This window comes from Pseudomonas sp. LH1G9 (assembly GCF_002949975.1).
Lineage (GTDB): Bacteria > Pseudomonadota > Gammaproteobacteria > Pseudomonadales > Pseudomonadaceae > Aquipseudomonas > Aquipseudomonas veronii.
The window spans coordinates 1,560,742-1,579,206 of record NZ_CP026880.1 but is presented as its reverse complement, the minus strand read 5'-3'; the positions used below and the strand labels follow the sequence as shown (position 1 = coordinate 1,579,206).

Annotated in this window: 18 protein-coding genes; 8 read left to right on the top strand and 10 right to left on the bottom strand. The window is 63.4% G+C overall.

What is annotated here, in order from left to right:
• Positions 1–40: 40 nt before the first annotated feature.
• Both rnhA and C5F70_RS07590 read right to left on the bottom strand, forming a co-directional pair.
• Positions 41–493, bottom strand: a complete 453-nt coding sequence (rnhA, locus tag C5F70_RS07595; protein ID WP_017846619.1) for a ribonuclease HI — start codon at positions 491–493, stop codon at positions 41–43.
• A gap of 87 nt (positions 494–580) precedes the next feature.
• Positions 581–1,339: a class I SAM-dependent methyltransferase gene (locus tag C5F70_RS07590; protein WP_017846620.1), complete on the bottom strand. Its 759-nt coding sequence runs from the start codon at positions 1,337–1,339 to the stop codon at positions 581–583.
• Positions 1,340–1,404: 65 nt separating this feature from the next.
• On the opposite strand from C5F70_RS07590, the gene gloB reads away from it, so the two are divergent.
• The 7 genes from gloB (at position 1,405) to C5F70_RS07555 (ending at position 11,277) form a co-directional block, all read left to right on the top strand.
• Positions 1,405–2,172 carry a hydroxyacylglutathione hydrolase gene (gene gloB / locus C5F70_RS07585; RefSeq protein WP_017846621.1) on the top strand — a complete coding sequence of 256 codons (768 nt, stop codon included), beginning with the start codon at positions 1,405–1,407 and terminating at the stop codon, positions 2,170–2,172.
• A gap of 98 nt (positions 2,173–2,270) precedes the next feature.
• Positions 2,271–3,683 carry a lytic transglycosylase domain-containing protein gene (locus C5F70_RS07580; protein ID WP_026139979.1) on the top strand — a complete coding sequence of 471 codons (1,413 nt, stop codon included), beginning with the start codon at positions 2,271–2,273 and terminating at the stop codon, positions 3,681–3,683.
• A gap of 234 nt (positions 3,684–3,917) precedes the next feature.
• A complete protein-coding gene (locus tag C5F70_RS07575) occupies positions 3,918–5,747 on the top strand; it encodes an extracellular solute-binding protein (RefSeq protein WP_104903030.1) in 1,830 nt (609 codons plus the stop codon).
• On the top strand, positions 5,744–7,576 hold the full coding sequence (locus C5F70_RS07570; protein WP_102618075.1) for an extracellular solute-binding protein: 1,833 nt from the start codon (positions 5,744–5,746) through the stop codon (positions 7,574–7,576). Before C5F70_RS07575 ends, C5F70_RS07570 begins: the two co-directional genes overlap by 4 nt.
• Positions 7,577–8,650 (top strand): microcin C ABC transporter permease YejB, encoded by a 1,074-nt coding sequence (locus tag C5F70_RS07565; RefSeq protein WP_017846625.1) that lies wholly within the window; start codon positions 7,577–7,579, stop codon positions 8,648–8,650.
• 1 nt (position 8,651) lies between these two features.
• The gene (locus C5F70_RS07560; RefSeq protein ID WP_017846626.1) at positions 8,652–9,671 is read left to right on the top strand and encodes an ABC transporter permease; all 1,020 of its coding nucleotides are present in this window, start codon (positions 8,652–8,654) and stop codon (positions 9,669–9,671) included.
• A 1-nt stretch (position 9,672) separates the two neighbouring features.
• Positions 9,673–11,277: an ABC transporter ATP-binding protein gene (locus tag C5F70_RS07555; RefSeq protein WP_017846627.1), complete on the top strand. Its 1,605-nt coding sequence runs from the start codon at positions 9,673–9,675 to the stop codon at positions 11,275–11,277.
• 49 nt (positions 11,278–11,326) lie between these two features.
• Here C5F70_RS07555 and C5F70_RS07550 read toward each other — a convergent pair whose 3' ends face one another.
• The 8 genes from C5F70_RS07550 to C5F70_RS07515 all read right to left on the bottom strand — a co-directional run bounded on the left by C5F70_RS07550 (position 11,327) and on the right by C5F70_RS07515 (position 17,929).
• Positions 11,327–11,794, bottom strand: a complete 468-nt coding sequence (locus C5F70_RS07550; protein WP_017846628.1) for an SCP2 domain-containing protein — start codon at positions 11,792–11,794, stop codon at positions 11,327–11,329.
• Entirely contained in the window at positions 11,788–12,678 is an 891-nt protein-coding gene (locus C5F70_RS07545; RefSeq protein ID WP_104903029.1) for a U32 family peptidase, read from the bottom strand. The genes C5F70_RS07550 and C5F70_RS07545 overlap by 7 nt, the downstream gene beginning before the upstream one ends.
• Before the next feature lie 10 nt (positions 12,679–12,688).
• Positions 12,689–13,684: a peptidase U32 family protein gene (locus C5F70_RS07540; protein WP_017846630.1), complete on the bottom strand. Its 996-nt coding sequence runs from the start codon at positions 13,682–13,684 to the stop codon at positions 12,689–12,691.
• Positions 13,685–13,693: 9 nt separating this feature from the next.
• Positions 13,694–14,926 (bottom strand): gephyrin-like molybdotransferase Glp, encoded by a 1,233-nt coding sequence (gene glp, locus C5F70_RS07535; protein ID WP_046383124.1) that lies wholly within the window; start codon positions 14,924–14,926, stop codon positions 13,694–13,696.
• Positions 14,923–15,477 carry a molybdenum cofactor biosynthesis protein B gene (moaB, locus tag C5F70_RS07530; protein ID WP_046383123.1) on the bottom strand — a complete coding sequence of 185 codons (555 nt, stop codon included), beginning with the start codon at positions 15,475–15,477 and terminating at the stop codon, positions 14,923–14,925. The genes glp and moaB overlap by 4 nt, the downstream gene beginning before the upstream one ends.
• 84 nt (positions 15,478–15,561) lie before the next feature.
• Positions 15,562–16,209 (bottom strand): pyridoxamine 5'-phosphate oxidase, encoded by a 648-nt coding sequence (gene pdxH / locus C5F70_RS07525; RefSeq protein WP_102618078.1) that lies wholly within the window; start codon positions 16,207–16,209, stop codon positions 15,562–15,564.
• A 100-nt stretch (positions 16,210–16,309) separates the two neighbouring features.
• Complete coding sequence (locus C5F70_RS07520) at positions 16,310–16,729, bottom strand: hypothetical protein (RefSeq protein ID WP_057005429.1); 420 nt, start codon at positions 16,727–16,729, stop codon at positions 16,310–16,312.
• Positions 16,730–16,738: 9 nt separating this feature from the next.
• Complete coding sequence (locus tag C5F70_RS07515) at positions 16,739–17,929, bottom strand: NnrS family protein (protein WP_017846635.1); 1,191 nt, start codon at positions 17,927–17,929, stop codon at positions 16,739–16,741.
• A 161-nt stretch (positions 17,930–18,090) separates the two neighbouring features.
• Between C5F70_RS07515 and C5F70_RS07510 the strand changes: the two genes are divergently transcribed.
• Positions 18,091–18,372, top strand: a complete 282-nt coding sequence (locus tag C5F70_RS07510; protein WP_003208024.1) for a peptidylprolyl isomerase — start codon at positions 18,091–18,093, stop codon at positions 18,370–18,372.
• Positions 18,373–18,465: the final 93 nt, after the last annotated feature.

Below are 18,465 nucleotides of genomic sequence, written 5' to 3'. Positions count from 1 at the left end.
GTGTATTTCAAGGGGCGCAATCTTAACACGTCAGCCGGCATCAGCCCTGCTTGTAGCCCCGCACTTCGTCGACGCCACGGTTGGCCAACTGGTCGGCACGCTCGTTGCCATGGTGGCCGATGTGCCCGCGCACCCATTTCCAGGTGATGTTATGGCGGTTGCATTGCTCATCAAGCAGTTGCCACAGGTCGGCGTTCTTGACCGGCTCTTTGGCCGCCGTCTTCCAGCCGCGTTTCTTCCAGTTGACCATCCACTCGTTGATGCCCTTCATCACATATTGCGAGTCGGTCACCAGCAGCACGTCGCAACGCCGCTTGAGCTCTTCGAGGCCGCGAATGGCGCCCATCAGCTCCATGCGGTTGTTGGTGGTGTTGGCTTCGCCGCCCCACAGTTCCTTCTCCACGCCCTTGCACACCAGCAAGGCGCCCCAGCCGCCGGGGCCAGGGTTGCCTTTACAGGCGCCATCGGTGAAGAGTTCAACGCTATCGGTCATCGGTTACATCCATCAAAACGGGTTGCCGGGCTTAGGCCGGCAGTATCCCGAGGCCGACTGATCCGGCCTGAAATCAAAAAGAGGGTTCTACGGTTGGCTTTGCTTGCGGTTGACCTTGGCCATCGGCATCGGCACCAGCTTGCCCATGGGTTGGCGTAGCACCTGACGCACCGGCCGCAGCCCGACCACGATCTTGCGTGCGACCAGTAAATAGAAGCCGCCACCCGACAGTTGCCAAGCCCCCGCCCGACGCTCCCAGCCGGCCAGACGGGCCTGCCACTTGGTCGACGCCAGCGGCGGACGATAGCACCCGAAGCGGCGTTTCTCCAGCGCGAAGCCCAGCAGGTTCAGCCAGTCCCCCACCCGCGACGGCGAAATGCAACGGGCCTGGCGCAGGCCGTCATGGGCGAACACATGGCGCAGGCCCCAGCTGCTCCAGGGGTTGATACCGACAATCAGCAAATGGCCACCTGGACGCACGCTGCTGGCGGCTTCGCGCAACAAACCATGGGGTGACAGGCAGAAATCCAGGCCATGCTGCAGCACCACCACATCGGCGGCGTGCTCGCTCAACGGCCAGGCCTGCTCTTCGCAGACGATCTCCACCCCCGGCAACGGCGCGCCCAGGCGCACATTGCGTTGCACCTGCGGCGCGGACGGCGGCGTCTGGGCCGACGGGCCGTAATGCACCAGGTAACCGCCAAAGAACCGGCCCAGCTCGTCTTCGAGCATGCGCCGTTCTTCATCCAGCAAAAATTGCCCGATCGGCCCGGACAGCCAGTCACGGGCCGCGCTGATCAGGGCCAGCCATTCAGGATCGGCCTGGGCGAACGCTTTATCAGTCATTGCATTCTCCAACTCGCCTAGACGTTCTAAGATGCACCAATGTGTTCAGCTTGGCGAATCGAAGAATGATACAGATCAGTGCCCTGCCCGCCTTCACCGATAACTACATCTGGTTGTTACAGGAACCCCAGTCCCGCCGCTGCGCCGTGGTCGACCCCGGCGATGCCGCCCCCGTGCTGGCCTGGCTCAAGCAGAACCCGGGGTGGACGCTCAGCGACATCCTCGTCACCCACCATCACCATGATCATGTGGGCGGCGTCGAAGCGCTGAAACGCGTGAGCGGCGCCACGGTCTACGGTCCGGCCCACGAAACGATCCCGGCGCGGGACGTTGCCCTGCAGGACAACCAGCGCATCAGCGTGCTCGGCTGGGACTTCGCGGTGTACGCCGTACCCGGCCACACCCTCGGCCATATCGCCTTTTACCACCCAGGCGTGCTGTTCTGCGGCGACACGCTCTTCGCCGGCGGTTGCGGCCGCCTGTTCGAAGGCACGCCGGCACAAATGCATGCCTCGCTGCAACGCCTGGCCGCCCTGCCCGCCGACACGCGGGTGTACTGCACCCATGAATATACACAGAGCAATCTCAGGTTTGCCCAGGCAGTGGAACCGGACAACGCCGATATCGCCGAACGGGTGGAAAACGTCAACCGACTGCGCGCCCGTGGCGAGATCACGCTGCCGTCCAACCTGGCCCTGGAAAAACGCACCAACCCGTTCCTGCGTACCGCTGAAACATCCGTTAAACAAAAAGCGGACGAACGGAACGGCCGCGACAACCGCTCTGGGGACGAGGTATTTGCTAGCTTGAGGGCTTGGAAAGATAAGTTCTAACGTGACGCAATCTGATACGTAATTTCTGAATGGTTGACCGGAACCAAAGCGCTTTCTAGAATCGCCCGACATTTTTGCCCGGAACTTACTTCCAGCCAATGTCGTCATCTACTCGTAAATCCAATCATTCAGACGCATTGACCCGCCTGGCTCAAGCCGTGGCGGTGGCTGTCTCCGCAACTCTGGCGGGCTGCCAATCAACAAATTTCGCTGCACAATCCACCGTGCAACCCAAACCGAATCTTGCTGCCAAGATCAAGCAAAAACCTATTTGGCTCTCAGAGAAGCCGAGCCCCGAAGCGCCCCAGGATGTCTGGGAACGCATGCGTCGGGGCTTTCAATTGCAAGACGGTCTCGGCGTCAACCCGCGTATCGAGCAACAACGCCTGTGGTTCGCCAGCAACCCGTCCTTCCTGGAGAACGCCGGCGAACGCGGCAGCCTCTACATTCATTACATCGTCGAACGCCTTGAAGAACGCAACATGCCCCTGGAGCTGGCGCTGCTGCCAGTGATTGAAAGTGCCTACAACCCAATGGCCTATTCGCGCAGCGATGCCGTCGGCTTGTGGCAGTTCATTCCCTCCACCGGGCGTTACTTCAACCTGCGCCAGACCCGCGCCTACGACGGTCGTCGCGATATCACCGCGTCCACCACCGCCGCCCTGGACTATCTGACACGTCTGCATGACATGTTCAACGGCGACTGGCTGCTGGCCCTGGCCGCGTATAACGCCGGCGAAGGCACGGTAAGCCGGGCGATCGAACGCAACGAGAAGCTCGGCCTGCCGACCGACTACTGGAACCTGCCCCTGCCCCAGGAAACCAAGGACTACGTGCCCAAGTTCCTGGCGCTGTCCCAGGTGGTGCTGGCCCCCGAGGCCTACGGCATCAACCTGAACCCGATTGCCAACACGCCGTACTTCAAAATGGTTGAAGTCAAGCAAAGCATGGACCTGTCACGGGTCGCCGCGCTGGCCGAGATCGACGAAGACGAACTGTTCCAGCTCAACCCGGCGCTGAAACAACGCACCACCCTGGACGGTCCCCAGCATTTGCTGGTGCCCAGCTCCAAGGCACAACTGCTGACCAGCAGCCTTTCGGCGATGAAGCCTGAAGAATTGCTGGCATTACGCCCTAAAAAGCCGGTTTTCGACGAAGTCGAGAGCAAATCCGTGGCCGGTCGCAGCCGTAGCTACAAAGTGCGCAACGGCGACAACCTGACGCTGATCGCCAAGGCCAACAAGGTCGACGTGCATGACCTGCAGCGCTGGAACAAGCTCAACGGCCAGGCACTCAAGGTCGGCCAGACCCTGGTGATGCAGGACACGCGCAAGCTGGTGGCCAAGGCCGACAGCAAGAAGCCGGTGCAGTACAAGGTCAAGAAAGGCGACTCGCTGTATATCGTCGCCAAGCGTTTCAACGTCGAGATGCAACATCTCAAGCGCTGGAACCCACGCACTGGCATGGCGCTCAAGCCTGGGCAGATGCTGGTGGTTTCCGGGCCAAGATAAACCGCAGGCAAGCGCGCTCCTGTGGGAGCTGGCTTGCCTGCGATGCAGACACCGAGGTGTATCAGTTACATCAGGGTGATGCCATCGCAGGCAAGCCAGCTCCCACATTTGATCTCTACGCCGCTCAATACCTCGCCAGCCTCCTGCCACCCTTCCCAACAGCCTTTTTCCAACGGGAACAAGCTGTTACTGTACCGATCATAAAGCCCAAGCTGCCTGGATCGGATCTCTGACTTGACGCGTCCCCTCCTTCTACTAATAAGTCTGGCCTTGAGCTTTGCTGCGCACGCGACGATTACCGAAAGCCACGGTTATGCGCAGTTCGGCACGCTCAAGTACCCGACCAAATTCACCCACTTCGATTGGGTAAACCCTGCAGCGCCGAAAGGCGGGACGTTGCGGGTCATGGCGTTTGGCACGTTCGACACCCTCAACCCTTATACCTTCAAGGGTTCGAGCCCGGTTTCCACACCGAACTTCCTGCAATACGGCGTCAATGAGCTGAACGAACCGTTGATGGTCGGCACCGGCCAGTACGCGCCGTCCGGCGATGAGCCGACCTCCAGCTACGGGCTGATTGCCCAATCGGTGGAGTACAGCGAGGACCGCAGCTGGGTGGTGTTCAACCTGCGCCCGGAAGCGCGCTTTCATGATGGCAAGCCGATCACCGCGTATGACGTGGCGTTTTCCTATCGCACCCTGCTGACCGAAGGTCATCCGCAGTACCGCACCAACCTGCAGGAAGTCGCGCGGGTCGACATCCTCAACCGCCACCGTATCCGTTTTGTGTTCAAGCGCGCCGGCAACCCGTTGCTGATCCTGCGCCTGGGCGAACTGCCGGTACTGCCCCAGCATTACTGGAAAAACCGCGACTTCAAGGCCACCACCTTCGAACCACCGCTGGGCAGCGGGCCCTATCGCCTCAGCAAGGTCACCCCAGGCCGGCAACTGGTGTTCGAGCGGGTCAAGGACTATTGGGGCAAGGACCTGCCGGTCAACCAGGGTTTCTATAACTACGACAAGGTCGAAGTGGAGTTCTACCGCGACAGCGACGTCGCCTTCGAAGCCTTCAAGGCCGGCGAGTTCGATATCTATATCGAGCATCAGGCCAAAAACTGGGCGAATGGTTATGACTTCCCGGCGGTCAGCCGCGGCGACGTGATCAAGGCGCAGATCGCCCACCAGATCCCGACCCAAAGCCAGGGCCTGTTCATGAACACGCGGCGCCCGACCTTCAGCCAGGCCAAGGTGCGTGAAGCCCTGGGGCTGATGTTCGACTTTGAATGGACCAACCGCACCCTGTTCAGCAACGCCTATAAACGCACCTTGAGCTATTACCCCAACAGCGAATTTTCGGCGACCGGCGTCCCGGTCGGCCATGAATGGTTGATGCTCTCGCCCTACCGCGACCAACTGCCGGCCAATCTCTATACCCGACCGTTCAGCCTGCCCCAGACCGACGGGCACGGCATCCCTCGCGAGACCTTGCGCCGTGCCCTGGCCCTGCTCGGCGAAGGCGGCTGGAAGCTGTCCGGGCAGCGCCTGCTCAACAAGGACGGGCAACCGCTGCGCTTCGAGATCCTGCTGGTCAACCCGAACCTGGAGCGCATCCTGCAGCCCTACGTGGAAAACCTGAACAGTGTCGGTATCGACGCGCGCCTGCGCACGGTCGACCGGGCGCAGTACAAACAACGCCTTGATCAGTTCGACTTCGACATGATCCTGATGACCCTCAACCAGACCCTCAGCCCCGGCCTTGAGCAGTGGCAGTACTTCCACTCCAGCCAGGCGGCGATCAAGGGCAGCAAGAACTACGCCGGCATCGCCAACCCGGTGGTCGACCGCCTGCTCGAACAACTGCTGGCGGCACACACCCGCGACGAACAACTGGCCGCCGGCCGGGCCCTGGACCGGGTCCTGCTGTGGCAGCATTACAGCATTCCCAACTGGTACCTCAACTATCATCGCCTGGCCTACCGCAACCGGTTCGCCTTTGTCACCACGCCGCCCTACAGCCTGGGCCTGAGCGCGTGGTGGCTGAAAGCTTCGGAGAAAGCCCAATGATGTCTTTGCGTACAGCACTGCTCGGCAGTCTGTTGCTCTGCACGGCGGCCAACGCCGCCCCGCAACATGCGCTGACCCTCTACGACGAGCCACCCAAGTACCCCGCCACCTTCAAGCACTTCGACTACGTCAACCCCGATGCCCCCAAGGGCGGCACCTTTCGCGAGTCGAGCATGGGCGGTTTCGACAGCCTCAACCCCTACATCAGCAAGGGCGTGCCGGCGGACAATATCAGCCTGATCTACGACACCCTGGCCATGCAAAGCCTGGACGAACCCATCACCGAATACGGCCTGGTGGCCGGCAAGATCGAAAAAGCCCCGGACAACAGCTGGGTGCGCTTCTACCTGCGCCCCGAAGCACGCTTCCACGATGGCCACCCGATCCACGCCGAAGACGTGGTGTTCACCTTCCAGATGCTGATGAAGGAAGGCTCGCCGCTCTACCGCACTTACTACGCCGACGTCGACGAAGTGGTCGCCGAAGACCCGCTGCGGGTGCTGTTCAAGTTCAAGCGCACCAACAACCGCGAATTGCCGCTGATCCTCGGGCAACTGCCGGTATTGCCCAAGCATTGGTGGGCCACCCGCGACTTCACCAAGGGCAACCTGGAAATCCCGCTGGGCAGCGGGCCGTACAAGGTCGCCGAGGTCAAGGCCGGGCGCATGATCCGCTACGAGCGGGTCAAGGACTACTGGGCCAAGGACCTGCCGGTCACCCAAGGTTTCTACAACTTCGATCAGCGCATCACCGACTATTACCGTGACAGCACGGTAGCCCTGGAAGCGTTGAAGGCCGGGCAGTTCGACTACTGGCTGGAATTCAGCGCAAAGAACTGGGCCAACGCCTACAACATTCCGGCGGTGGCCGAGGGGCGCCTGGTCAAGGAAGAGATCCCCAACGGCAACCCCACCGGCATGCAGGGTTTCGTGTTCAACACACGCAAGCCGATGTTCCAGGATGTGCGCGTGCGCAAGGCCATCAGCCTGTTGCTGGATTTTGAATGGAGCAACAAGCAGCTGTTCAACGGCGCCTACACCCGCACCCGCAGCTACTTCGAGAACTCGGAGATGGCCGCCACCGGCCTGCCCGGCCCGGACGAACTGGCGATCCTCGAACCGCTGCGCGACAAGATCCCCGCCGAAGTCTTCACCCAGGCCTTCGAACCGTCCAAGACCGACGGCAGCGGCATGATCCGCACCCAGCAGCGCGAGGCCTACCAACTGTTGCAGGAAGCCGGCTGGCGCATCGTCGACGACAAGATGGTCGACGCCACCGGCAAACCGGTGAGCATTGAATTTTTGCTGGCGCAGACCGAGTTCGAACGCATCCTGCTGCCCTTCAAGCGCAACCTGGCAGACCTGGGCATCGACCTGGTGATTCGCCGGGTCGACGTCTCGCAATTCGTCAATCGCCTGCGCTCGCGGGATTTCGACATGCTGGTGGGCAGCTTCCCGCAGTCCACCTCGCCGGGTAACGAACAACGCGAATTCTGGAAATCCTCCAGCGCCGACAAGCCCGGCAGCCGCAACTACATGGGCCTCAAGGACCCGGCCGTCGACCAATTGGTCGAAGAACTGATCGACGCCGACTCGCGCAAAAGCCTGATCGCCCATGCCAAGGCCCTGGATCGCGTGTTGCAATTTGGCTACTACGTGATCCCCAACTGGCACATCAAGACCTTCCGCGTGGCGTACTGGGACCATCTCGGTCATCCCAAAGTGCCACCGCGTTATGACGTCGGCACCGCCACCTGGTGGGCCAAACCCGACGTCAAACCTGCCACCACCCTGGACACGAGCGCCGACCCGGCGAGCGGAGGCGATTAAATGCTGGCCTATATCATTCGCCGCCTGTTGCTGATCATCCCCACGTTGTTCGGGATTCTGCTGATCAACTTCGTCATCATCCAGGCCGCCCCGGGTGGCCCGGTGGAGCAGATGATCGCCAAGCTCGAAGGCTTCGAAGGCGCCACCAGCCGCATTGCCGGCGGCGGCGCCGAAGTCGCAGTGGCCGGCTCCAGCTACCGTGGCGCCCAAGGCCTGGACCCGGCGCTGATCAAGGAAATCGAAACCATGTACGGTTTCGACAAGTCGGCACCGGAACGCTTGTGGATCATGGTCAAGAACTACGCCCGGCTGGATTTCGGCGACAGCTTCTTTCGCGACGCCAAGGTCATCGACCTGATCAAGGAAAAGATGCCGGTGTCGATCTCCCTCGGGCTGTGGAGCACGCTGATCATGTACCTGGTCTCGATCCCGCTGGGGATCGCCAAGGCCACGCGACACGGCAGCCACTTCGACGTATGGACCAGCTCGGCGATCATCGTCGGCTACGCGATCCCGGCGTTCCTGTTCGCGATCCTGCTGATCGTGGTGTTTGCCGGCGGCAGTTACTTCGACTGGTTCCCCTTGCGCGGGCTGACCTCCAACAATTTCGATGAGCTGAGCTGGGGCGGCAAGATCCTCGACTACTTCTGGCACCTGGCCTTGCCCATCACCGCGCTGGTGATCGGCAACTTCGCGACCATGACCCTGCTGACCAAAAACAGCTTTCTCGACGAGATCAACAAACAGTACGTGGTCACCGCCAAGGCCAAGGGCCTGACCAACCACCGCGTGCTCTACGGCCATGTGTTCCGCAACGCCATGCTGCTGGTGATCGCCGGTTTCCCCTCGGCGTTCATCGGGATCTTCTTCACCGGCTCGCTGCTGGTGGAAGTGATCTTCTCCCTCGACGGCCTCGGCCTGATGAGCTTTGAAGCCGCGATCAACCGCGACTACCCGGTGGTGTTCGGCACGCTGTTTATCTTCACCCTGCTCGGGCTGGTGGTGAAGCTGATCGGTGACCTCACCTACACCCTGGTCGATCCGCGTATCGACTTCGCCAGCCGGGAGCATTGAGATGAATCTATCCCCCCTCAATCGCCGCCGGTTCGAGCGGTTCAAGGCAAACAAACGTGGCTGGTGGTCGTTGTGGCTGTTCCTGATCCTGTTCGGCCTGAGCCTGGGCGCCGAGCTGATCGCCAACGACAAACCGCTGGTGGTGCATTACGACGGCGACTGGTATTTCCCGGCGCTCAAACGCTACCCGGAAACCACCTTCGGCGGCGAGTTCCCTCTGGAGGCCAACTACAAGAGCCCGTATATCCAGGAGCTGCTCAAGGCCAAGGGCGCGTGGACGCTGTGGGCGCCGATCCCGTTCAGCTATCAGAGCATCAACTACGACCTGAAGGTGCCAGCCCCCGCGCCGCCGTCTTCGGTCAACCTGCTGGGCACCGATGACCAGGGCCGCGACGTCTTGGCGCGGGTGATCTATGGCTTTCGCGTGTCGGTGCTGTTTGCCCTGACCCTGACCGTGCTCAGCTCGATCATCGGCGTGATCGCCGGGGCCCTGCAGGGCTTCTATGGCGGCTGGGTCGACCTGGCCGGGCAACGCTTCCTGGAGATCTGGTCGGGCTTGCCGGTGCTGTACCTGCTGATCATCCTCGCCAGTTTCGTGCAGCCCAACTTCTGGTGGCTGCTGGGGATCATGCTGCTGTTCTCGTGGATGAGCCTGGTGGACGTGGTCCGCGCCGAGTTCCTGCGCGGGCGCAACCTGGAATACGTGCGCGCGGCCAGGGCGCTGGGCATGCAGAACGGCGCGATCATGTTCCGCCATATCCTGCCCAATGCCATGGTCTCGACCATGACCTTCATGCCGTTCATCCTCACCGGCGCCATCGGCACCCTGACCGCCCTGGACTTCCTCGGCTTCGGCCTGCCGGCGGGTTCGCCGTCGCTGGGGGAACTGGTGGCCCAGGGCAAATCCAACCTGCAAGCGCCGTGGCTGGGCATGAGTGCCTTTGCCGTGCTGGCGATCATGTTGAGTTTGCTGGTGTTTATCGGCGAGTCCGCTCGCGATGCCTTCGACCCGAGGAAATGAGATGAATCAGGACAATCTGATCGAAGTCCGCGACCTCTGCGTCGAGTTCGTCACCGGCGAGCATCACCACCGCGTGGTGAACCACGTCAGCTTCGACATCAAGCGCGGCGAAACCCTGGCGCTGGTCGGCGAAAGCGGCTCCGGCAAATCGGTGACCGCCCACTCGATCCTGCGCCTGCTGCCCTACCCCTTGGCGCGGCACCCCGCCGGCACCATCGAATACGTCGGCCAGGACCTGCTGACCCTCAACGAAAAAACCATCCGGCATATTCGCGGCAACCGCATTGCGATGATCTTCCAGGAGCCGATGACCTCGTTGAACCCGCTGCACTGCATCGAGAAGCAGATCAACGAAGTGCTCGGCCTGCATAAAGGGCTGACCGGCAAAGTCGCGACCCGGCGCACCCTCGAGTTGCTCGAACTGGTGGGCATTCCCGAGCCGCATAAACGCCTCAAGGCGCTGCCCCACGAACTGTCCGGCGGCCAGCGCCAACGGGTGATGATCGCCATGGCCCTGGCCAACGAGCCGGAGCTGTTGATCGCCGACGAACCGACCACCGCCCTCGACGTGACGGTGCAGTTGAAGATCCTCGAGCTGCTCAAGGAACTGCAGGCGCGCCTGGGCATGGCGTTGCTGCTGATCAGCCACGACTTGAACCTGGTGCGGCGCATTGCCCACCGTGTGTGCGTGATGCAACAGGGTTGCATCGTCGAGCAAGCCGATTGCGAAACCTTGTTCCAGTCGCCGCAGCACCCTTACACTCAGGAGCTGCTCGCCGCCGAACCCAGCGGCGGGCCGGCCGCCACCGCCGTCGGGCCACCGTTGCTGGAAGTGGACGACTTGAAAGTCTGGTTTGCGATCAAGAAAGGCTTTTTGCGCAACACCGTCGATTACGTCAAGGCGGTGGACGGCATCAACTTCAGCCTGCCCCAGGGACAAACCCTGGGCATCGTCGGCGAAAGCGGCTCGGGCAAGTCCACCCTCGGCCTGGCGATCCTGCGCCTGATCGCGAGCAAAGGTGGGATTCGCTTCGAAGGCCAGCAACTCGACCGCCTGAGCCAGCAACAGGTGCGCCCGTTGCGCCGGGAAATGCAGGTGGTGTTCCAGGACCCGTTCGGCAGCCTCAGCCCGCGCATGTGCGTCAGTGAGATCGTCGGCGAAGGCCTGCGCATTCACAAGATGGGCAGCCCGGCGGAGCAGGAAGCGGCGATTATCGCAGCGCTCAAGGAAGTCGGCCTCGACCCGCAGTCGCGGCATCGCTACCCCCACGAGTTCTCCGGCGGCCAGCGCCAACGCATCGCCATTGCCCGCGCCCTGGTGCTCAAGCCACGCCTGATTCTGCTCGACGAACCGACCTCGGCGCTCGACCGCACGGTGCAGCGCCAAGTGGTGGAATTGCTGCGCGGTTTGCAGGCCAAGTACAACCTGACCTATCTGTTCATCAGCCATGACCTGGCGGTGGTCAAAGCGTTGAGTCACCAGTTGATGGTGGTCAAGCATGGGCAGGTGGTGGAACAGGGCGACGCGCCGGCGATTTTCGCCAACCCGCAGCATGCCTATACCCGGCAGTTGCTGGAGGCGGCGTTTCTGGTGCCGACGCCTTAGCCCAGGGCCGTGACCTATCCGTTCAGCGCGAAAGGATAGGTCGCTCGCCTCAGGCCGCCAGCCCGCGCCCGGCCCGCTCCAGGTTGCGCCACAACCAGCCCGGCAATACGTCCGGGTCCAGGCTGTCGATCAGGTTCTTCAAGCCCAGCCCCAACTCCGTGTCGCCTTCAATCACCAAGCGACGCCGGAAGAACAAGGTGTCTGGATCTTCCTGGCGACTGGCCAGCAACAAGAACTCGCGCCAGTTACCACTGATGGTCACCTGGGCCTCGGCTTTTTCAGCGATGCGCAAGCCATCCCGCGCCAGCGTCAGGTACCAGCACAGCCCAAGGTCGGGGATGCGCAGGCACATCCAGCGCCCGCGCAGCAGGTCGAAGCCACCGTCGCGCAACGGCTCGGCCAGGCAGCGGTTGAGGCCTTGCTGCAAGGCCAGGCGCTGCACCCGGAACGGCACGTGGCGCACCAGCGGCAACAAGCGATCGGCGCCCTTGAGCAGCCATTGTTTGCGACTCAACACAGGCCCACCTCCTCGACCCGCAGCATGCCGGCCTGGCCATGCCAGTAACCGTTGCAGCCGTCGACGCACAACGGCGGCATCGCGCCCTGGCGCACCTGGTCGAACGCCTGGACCACGCCGACCATCCCTTCGGCGCGTGGGCTCAGGCGCAACAGGTCAGCGCCACACGCGACCAGGCCGGGGTAATCGGCGAGCAGGTTGGTGACATCGGCCGACATCGTCTGAATCCCGTTCAAGGTGAACAACGGTTGCCCTTCCTGGCTGGTCAGGGCCATGCCGTCGGGGTAGTTGATGCAACAGAACTGGCAATCGTCCTTGGGCCGGTTTTCCGCGCGGGCGGTGAAGCAACGGGCCGAGTACGCCAGGGGCAAATGCCCATAGGCGAAGATCTCCACTTCGGGCAGCGGCCGGCCGAGTTCGCGCACCTGTTCCAGCACATCGGCGATCAGGCTCTGCGAGCACTCCACCGGCGGCACCCAGCGCTGCATGCCCGCATCGAGCAATTGCGCCAGGGCGTGGCCGTTGTACAGGTTGAGCGCCGGGCCGCCGACAAAGGGCAACTTGCGCTCGATCAGCAACTGCACCGCGCCCATGTCGTTGGCCTCGACCAGCACCTCGCCGTTGTCGCACAGGCGGCGCAGGCTCGACAGTTCAGAGGCGGCTTCGATCAAGGTCAGGCTCGACAGCACGATCTGCGCCGGGCTGCACGACTGCAACTCGCGGCCCAGGCCCAACCATTGATCCAGGGAAAACGCGCGGCGTTTGGAGCACACGGTTTCCCCCAGGTAAATCACGTCCAGGGGCAAGCCGGCCATGTCTGAATAGAAGCGCCCCAAGTGTTCCTTATCCCAATAAAACAGCACCGGTCCCAGGCTGAGCTTCATCTGTGTTTCCTCATTGCCATGCGCGATGGTAAGCACCCAGGGTGGTCTGGCTGCCTTCGGAAAGTCCGGCCAGCACCTGGCGCCACTGGTCCTTGACCACAAAATTGGCCGGGGCGCTGCGGTGGGCGTCGAGGGCGGCGCGCCAGACTCGGGTGACTTGTTCCACATAGGCCGGGCTGCGTTGCCGGCCTTCGATCTTCACCGCCTCCACGCCGATGGCGCTGAGTTCGGGCAACAGGTCCAGGGTGTCGAGGCTGGTCGGTTCTTCGAGGGCATGGAAGCGCTTGCCGCCGACCAGGAAGCGGCCTTTGCACAAGGTCGGGTAGCCGGCCGGTTCCTCCGGGGTGTAGCGGTCGATCAGCACTTCACTGAGGCGCGCGCTGAGGCCATCGGCGTCGTCGCTCCAGCGCACCGCCTTGGCCGGCGAGCACACGCCGCACAGGTTGGGCGACTCACCGGTGATATACGACGACAAGTGGCAACGCCCTTCGGCCATGATGCACAGGCTGCCGAAGCCGAACACTTCGATCGGCACCACGCTGCTCGCCGCCACCTGTTTGACCTGGGCCAGCGACAGCACCCGCGGCAGCACCGCGCGGCGGATGCCATAACGTTCGACGTAGAACTTCAGCGCCGCCGCATGGGTGGCGGAGCCCTGCACCGACAAGTGCAACGCCATCTGCGGATGGTGCGCGGCAGCATAGCCGAGCACACCCGGGTCGCCGGCGATCAGCGCATCCACGCCATGATCGGCCGCACGGTCGACGGCGCGTTGCCAGCGTGACCAGATCTTCGGTTGCGGGTAGGTATTGACCGCCACATACAGCTTGCGCTGGTGCTGGCGGATATGGGCGACGGCGGCGTCGAACTGCTTGTCGTCCATGTTCAGCCCGGCGAAATGCCGGGCATTGGTGTCATCGCGAAAACCGACATACACCGCATCGGCGCCTTGGCGCACCGCGGCTTTCAGCGCAGGCAGGTTGCCTGCCGGGCAGACCAGTTGCATGGAGACTCCTCATTGAAACTCGGCGAAAGACAAGAAAGGCACCGGTGCATCCTTGAGCAGCAGTTGCTCGCGCTCGACAATCACCAGGCCATCGGCCCAGCAGGCGGCGGTGAGCATCGCCGAGCTTTGCTGGGGGTGCAGGACGGCGCGCAATTGCCCATCCGCGCCGGGGCTCAAGCGCGCGCGCAGGTACTGGCGGCGCTTGTTGGGGGTAGGCCATTCAAAACCGGCCGGCACCTGGACCGGCACCGGCAACACGCGCTCGACGCCCTGGGCGCGCAACAGGAACGGGCGCACCACCACCAACGCAGTGATCAGCGCGGCAGACGGGTTGCCGGGCAGGCCGATCCACGGTTTGCCCGCGACTTCGCCAAACGCCAGGGGCTTGCCGGGCTGGATCGCCAGGCGCCAGAAATCCACGCGACCGAGTTCCTGGATGGCTTGTTTGAGATGATCCTCCTCGCCCACCGACACGCCGCCGGTGGTCAGCAGCAGGTCGCATTCGGACGACGCGAGGATCAACGCGTCGCGGCTGGCGGCCAACGCGTCGGCCATCACCCCGTAGTCGAGCACCTCCACGCCCCAACCGCGCAATAACGCGGTCACCAGGTGGCGGTTGCTGTTGTAGATCTGCCCCGGCGCCAGCGACTCGCCCGGCTCGCGCAGTTCATCGCCGCTGCTCAGCAGGCACACGCGCAGGGGGCGATAGACCTTGACCCACGGAATGCCGGCCGACGCCAGCAGGCCGACTTCCTGGGCGCGCAGGCGCTGGCCGACACGCAACAGGCGTTGCCCGCGCTGCATTTCTTCACCGCGCTTGCGCACGTGTTCGCCCAGGCGAAGCGGCGGGCACCAGATACGCTGGCCGTAGACGCGGCAACGCTCCTGGGGCACCACGCTGTCGGCGCCGGGCGGCAGCGGCGCACCGGTGAAAATCCGTACTGTCTGCCCGGCCTGTAAAAGCTCATCGCTGCTGTGCCCGGCAGCAATCCGCCCGGCCAGCACCAAGTAGCCGCCCTGCTCCGGCACATCGGCGGCGCGCAGGGCGTAGCCGTCCATGGCGCTGTTGTCCCAGCACGGCAGGTCGAGAGGTGAAAACAGTTCTTCGGCGATCACCCGACCTGCGGCCTGGCCGAGGGGGATGACTTCGGTGGGCGGCGCAGGTGGCGCCTGCGCCAGCAGTTGCTCGATCGCCTCGTCCACCGGCATCAATTGCCCGCTGTCGCACACGCGGGTGTTCATGACCGCGCCTCGCAGGCGCTGAGCGCTTGTTCGAACTGAGGCTTGAGGTGCGCAACGAAGTTGCACGGGCCGGTGCGGCTGTCCAATTGGCTGAGCAGAATCTGGTCCCAGGCAGTACGGCACGCGCCGGGCGAACCGGGCATGCAGCACACCAGCACGCCATTGCTCATGCCCGCCAGGGCGCGGGACTGCAAGGTGGACATGCCGATTTCCGCCAGGGACACCTGGCGGAACAGCTCGCCGAACCCGTCCACTTGTTTATCCAGCAGCGGCAACACCGCTTGCGGCGTGTTGTCGCGAGCGGTGAAGCCGGTGCCGCCGGTCATCAGGATCACTTGCACCTGAGGGTCGGCGATCCACTGCGAAACACGGGCGCGGATCTGGTAGATATCGTCCATCACCAGGCCACGGTCGATCAGCACATGGCCGGCACCTTCAAGGCGCTCTACCAGGGTCTGCCCGGAGGTATCGGTGTCAAAGGTGCGGGTGTCGCTGATGGTCAGTACGGCGATGTTCAGGGAGACAAAACTGCGTTGGGTCAAATGGGCCATGATCAAGGCTCCAGGCAGGTAAAAAGATGCGCTCAGCCTGCGCCGCAACGGGCGCAGGGCCTATTCCTCGAAGGAGGTACCTCGTCAGGGCGCCAGCCGTGTGCGCTGCCAGGCGCCGTTTCGCAGGCGGTAGTCGAGGCGGTCATGCAGGCGATCGGGGCGGCCTTGCCAGAACTCGATGCGGCGCGGTTGCAGGCAGTACCCGCCCCAGTGCTCGGGTCGTGGCGGTTGCTGGCCGGCGAACCGCTCGGTGACCTCACGCAGCAAACCTTCCAGCTCGCTGCGGTGGGTCAGCGGCTGACTCTGCGGCGAGGCCCAGGCACCGAGTTGGCTGGCGGCCGGGCGGTCGAGGAAATAGGCGTCCGACAGCGCCGGATCGAGGCGCTCGACCGCGCCTTCAATACGCACCTGGCGCTCCAGGCCGGGCCAGAAAAACGTCATCGCGGCATGGGGGTTGCTCGCCAGCTCCTCGCCCTTGGCGCTCTGGTAATTGCCAAAAAACACAAAACCTTCGGCGCTGAAGCCCTTGAGCAGCAGGATGCGGCAATGGGCGTACCCTTCGCTGTCGACCGTGGCCAGGGCCATGCTGTTGGCCTCGGCGGGAGGCGCTTCGGTCTTGCGCGCCTGGCTCAGCCACTGGCCGAACAACACCAGCGGATCGTCTTGCTCGCCGTCGTCCCGCAGGCCGTAGAGGGTGTAGTTGCGGCGCAGTTGCGCGAGGGACAGGGGCATGGGACGAACCTCCAGAGAATTCGCCACAGTGTGGGAACTGCGCAGGTTTTAGCCCTTGACCGCGATCAACAATCCGCCGCGTCATGGCGCCGCAGGCGGCTCACCACAATGACTTCGCCAGCACCACAATCACCACCATGTGCGCGAGAATGCTGCGCCGTATCCACAGCGCACGCTTGGGGCTCAGGCGCTCGCGGGTCAGCCAGTAGGCCAGCAGCAGGTAGTGCCCGATGATGCTCAGGGCGAGGAAGATTTTCAGGCTCAGGAACAGTCCGAAATGACTGTTCCATGGCAGACCGCGGTAATGCCAGGCCAGGCCGATACCCGCGCCATACAGCAGCACCACCACGCCATGCAGCACCCGCCGCGAACGCCGGGCGATCGCGTGTTCCGCGGTGAAACGCGCCGACCAGGCCAGCTCCTCGCGGGCGCTGTGCCAGATCACCACTTCAAAGAACAGCGTGCCGATAAAGGCGATCGCCGCCAGCAGATGCACGATCAACAACCACGAATACAGCATGCAATGCTCCTAACCGGGGTGCCCGTCGACCCGCGCCCGCCACAACATCGGGCCATACCGCCACAGGTACAAGCCCAGGCCGACCGACCAGCACAGCCCCGCCAGCCACAAGGCCGCCACGGGCCAGATCAACACCAGTGCCACCCGGCACACAGCCGCCAGGTTCAACAGGGCGAACGCCAGGGTCATCCCGCCCGGCGGCTGCAACGGCCGACCGGTATGGCCCAGGCTGACCCGCGCCACCATCGCCAGGATCAGCCCGGCCATGGCGCCGATCGTCAGCGCATGCACGGCCAGGCTCGGGTTGAGCGGCGCGCCGAAATGCCACAGCGCCATGCCCAGGCAGGCCACGGCCAACCATGCGTAGGCCAGGTGCAGCGACCACAGCAGCGGCACGCGCCACAGGCCACGGTCATGCCAGCGCGCCAGGCGCAGCAAGTGGCCCAGGCCAAGCACAGCGAACAGTACGCCGCTCCACCGGCTGGGGAACACCGCCAGCCCGCTGGCGTAAAGCAACGCCACCAGGATCGAACCGCCCAGCAACACACGGTCCAGCCACGGCCACGGCTTGACCGCATCGACCCGGCCCAGGCCACGTTGGGTGAAAAATGGAATCACCCGACCGCCGATCAGCCCCATCATCGCCGCCACCAGCCACAACCCCGTGAGCACCGCCTGGCGCTCCACGCCTTCGTCATGGGTCAGCAACCCATACAACGCCAACGCGTCTGCCACGGCGAGCAAGCCCAGCACCAGTACAATCGGGTAGTTACGGGTTTGCCTGACCTTCCACAGCGTCCAGCCCATCACCCCGGCCACCGCCAGCGGAAAACTCAGTTCCAGCACCGCCAGCAGCGGCCACGGCAGGTTCAGCAACCAACCCAGGCGCGCCGCCAGCCATAACCCGGCGAGCAACGCCAGGGGCGCGCCGCTGAGGCCGGGGCGGCCGGTCCAGGTCTGCACCGCGGTCAGCAAAAAGCCGGCGATGATCGCCACGCCAAAGCCGAACAGCAGCTCATGCCGGTGCCAGGCCAGCCAGCCGCCGGCCGGTTGCCAAGTACCGGTGGCGCCGCCCAGGGCGAACAGCCACAGAGGAATGACCAGCACCGCCAACAGGCAGGCACCGAGGAAAAACGGGCGGAATGCCAGGCGAAACAATGGGGGAATAGCCATGGCCTTGCGTCGATCGAGCACTTGCATAGCACGGCTCCTAAACAGATGAATGCGACAATCTTGCGCTGCAGCCTGCGCTTTGCCCTTGTCGTAGATCAAGCACGCCCGCCACAGACAGGGGAACTTTGCCAGGAAATAACCGCCTGAATCCGGTACGCTCAGCGTTTTTACTCAAGGAGTTAATTCCCATGGCCAAAGCCACCGCCCGTCACATCCTCGTTGCCACCGAAGACAAGTGCAACGAACTCAAGGCCCAGATCGAAGGCGGCGCCGATTTCGCAGAAGTCGCCAAAGCCAATTCCAGCTGCCCATCCAGCCGTCAAGGCGGCGACCTGGGCTCGTTCGGTCCAGGCCAGATGGTTAAAGAATTCGACACCGTCGTGTTCAGCGCCCCGGTCAACACCGTGCAAGGCCCGGTGAAAACCCAGTTCGGTTATCACCTGCTGGAAGTCACCAGCCGTCAGGACTGATTCAGTCCACGCTGATGCTTGAAACAACGGCCCGCCTTTTGGTGGGCCGTTGTGCATGGGATGACTGGCGATGCTCAGGCCGTTAGCGTACAA

Coding starts and splice junctions, on each gene's coding strand:
- pdxH (WP_102618078.1), bottom strand. CDS start 16,209: ATGCCCCTGTCCCTCGCGCAACTGCGCCGCAACTACACCCTCTACGGC.
- C5F70_RS07570 (WP_102618075.1), top strand. CDS start 5,744: ATGATGTCTTTGCGTACAGCACTGCTCGGCAGTCTGTTGCTCTGCACG.
- glp (WP_046383124.1), bottom strand. CDS start 14,926: ATGAACACCCGCGTGTGCGACAGCGGGCAATTGATGCCGGTGGACGAG.
- C5F70_RS07560 (WP_017846626.1), top strand. CDS start 8,652: ATGAATCTATCCCCCCTCAATCGCCGCCGGTTCGAGCGGTTCAAGGCA.
- C5F70_RS07580 (WP_026139979.1), top strand. CDS start 2,271: ATGTCGTCATCTACTCGTAAATCCAATCATTCAGACGCATTGACCCGC.
- C5F70_RS07515 (WP_017846635.1), bottom strand. CDS start 17,929: ATGCAAGTGCTCGATCGACGCAAGGCCATGGCTATTCCCCCATTGTTT.
- C5F70_RS07545 (WP_104903029.1), bottom strand. CDS start 12,678: ATGAAGCTCAGCCTGGGACCGGTGCTGTTTTATTGGGATAAGGAACAC.
- C5F70_RS07555 (WP_017846627.1), top strand. CDS start 9,673: ATGAATCAGGACAATCTGATCGAAGTCCGCGACCTCTGCGTCGAGTTC.
- rnhA (WP_017846619.1), bottom strand. CDS start 493: ATGACCGATAGCGTTGAACTCTTCACCGATGGCGCCTGTAAAGGCAAC.
- gloB (WP_017846621.1), top strand. CDS start 1,405: ATGATACAGATCAGTGCCCTGCCCGCCTTCACCGATAACTACATCTGG.
- C5F70_RS07590 (WP_017846620.1), bottom strand. CDS start 1,339: ATGACTGATAAAGCGTTCGCCCAGGCCGATCCTGAATGGCTGGCCCTG.
- C5F70_RS07520 (WP_057005429.1), bottom strand. CDS start 16,729: ATGCTGTATTCGTGGTTGTTGATCGTGCATCTGCTGGCGGCGATCGCC.
- C5F70_RS07540 (WP_017846630.1), bottom strand. CDS start 13,684: ATGCAACTGGTCTGCCCGGCAGGCAACCTGCCTGCGCTGAAAGCCGCG.
- C5F70_RS07510 (WP_003208024.1), top strand. CDS start 18,091: ATGGCCAAAGCCACCGCCCGTCACATCCTCGTTGCCACCGAAGACAAG.
- C5F70_RS07565 (WP_017846625.1), top strand. CDS start 7,577: ATGCTGGCCTATATCATTCGCCGCCTGTTGCTGATCATCCCCACGTTG.
- moaB (WP_046383123.1), bottom strand. CDS start 15,477: ATGGCCCATTTGACCCAACGCAGTTTTGTCTCCCTGAACATCGCCGTA.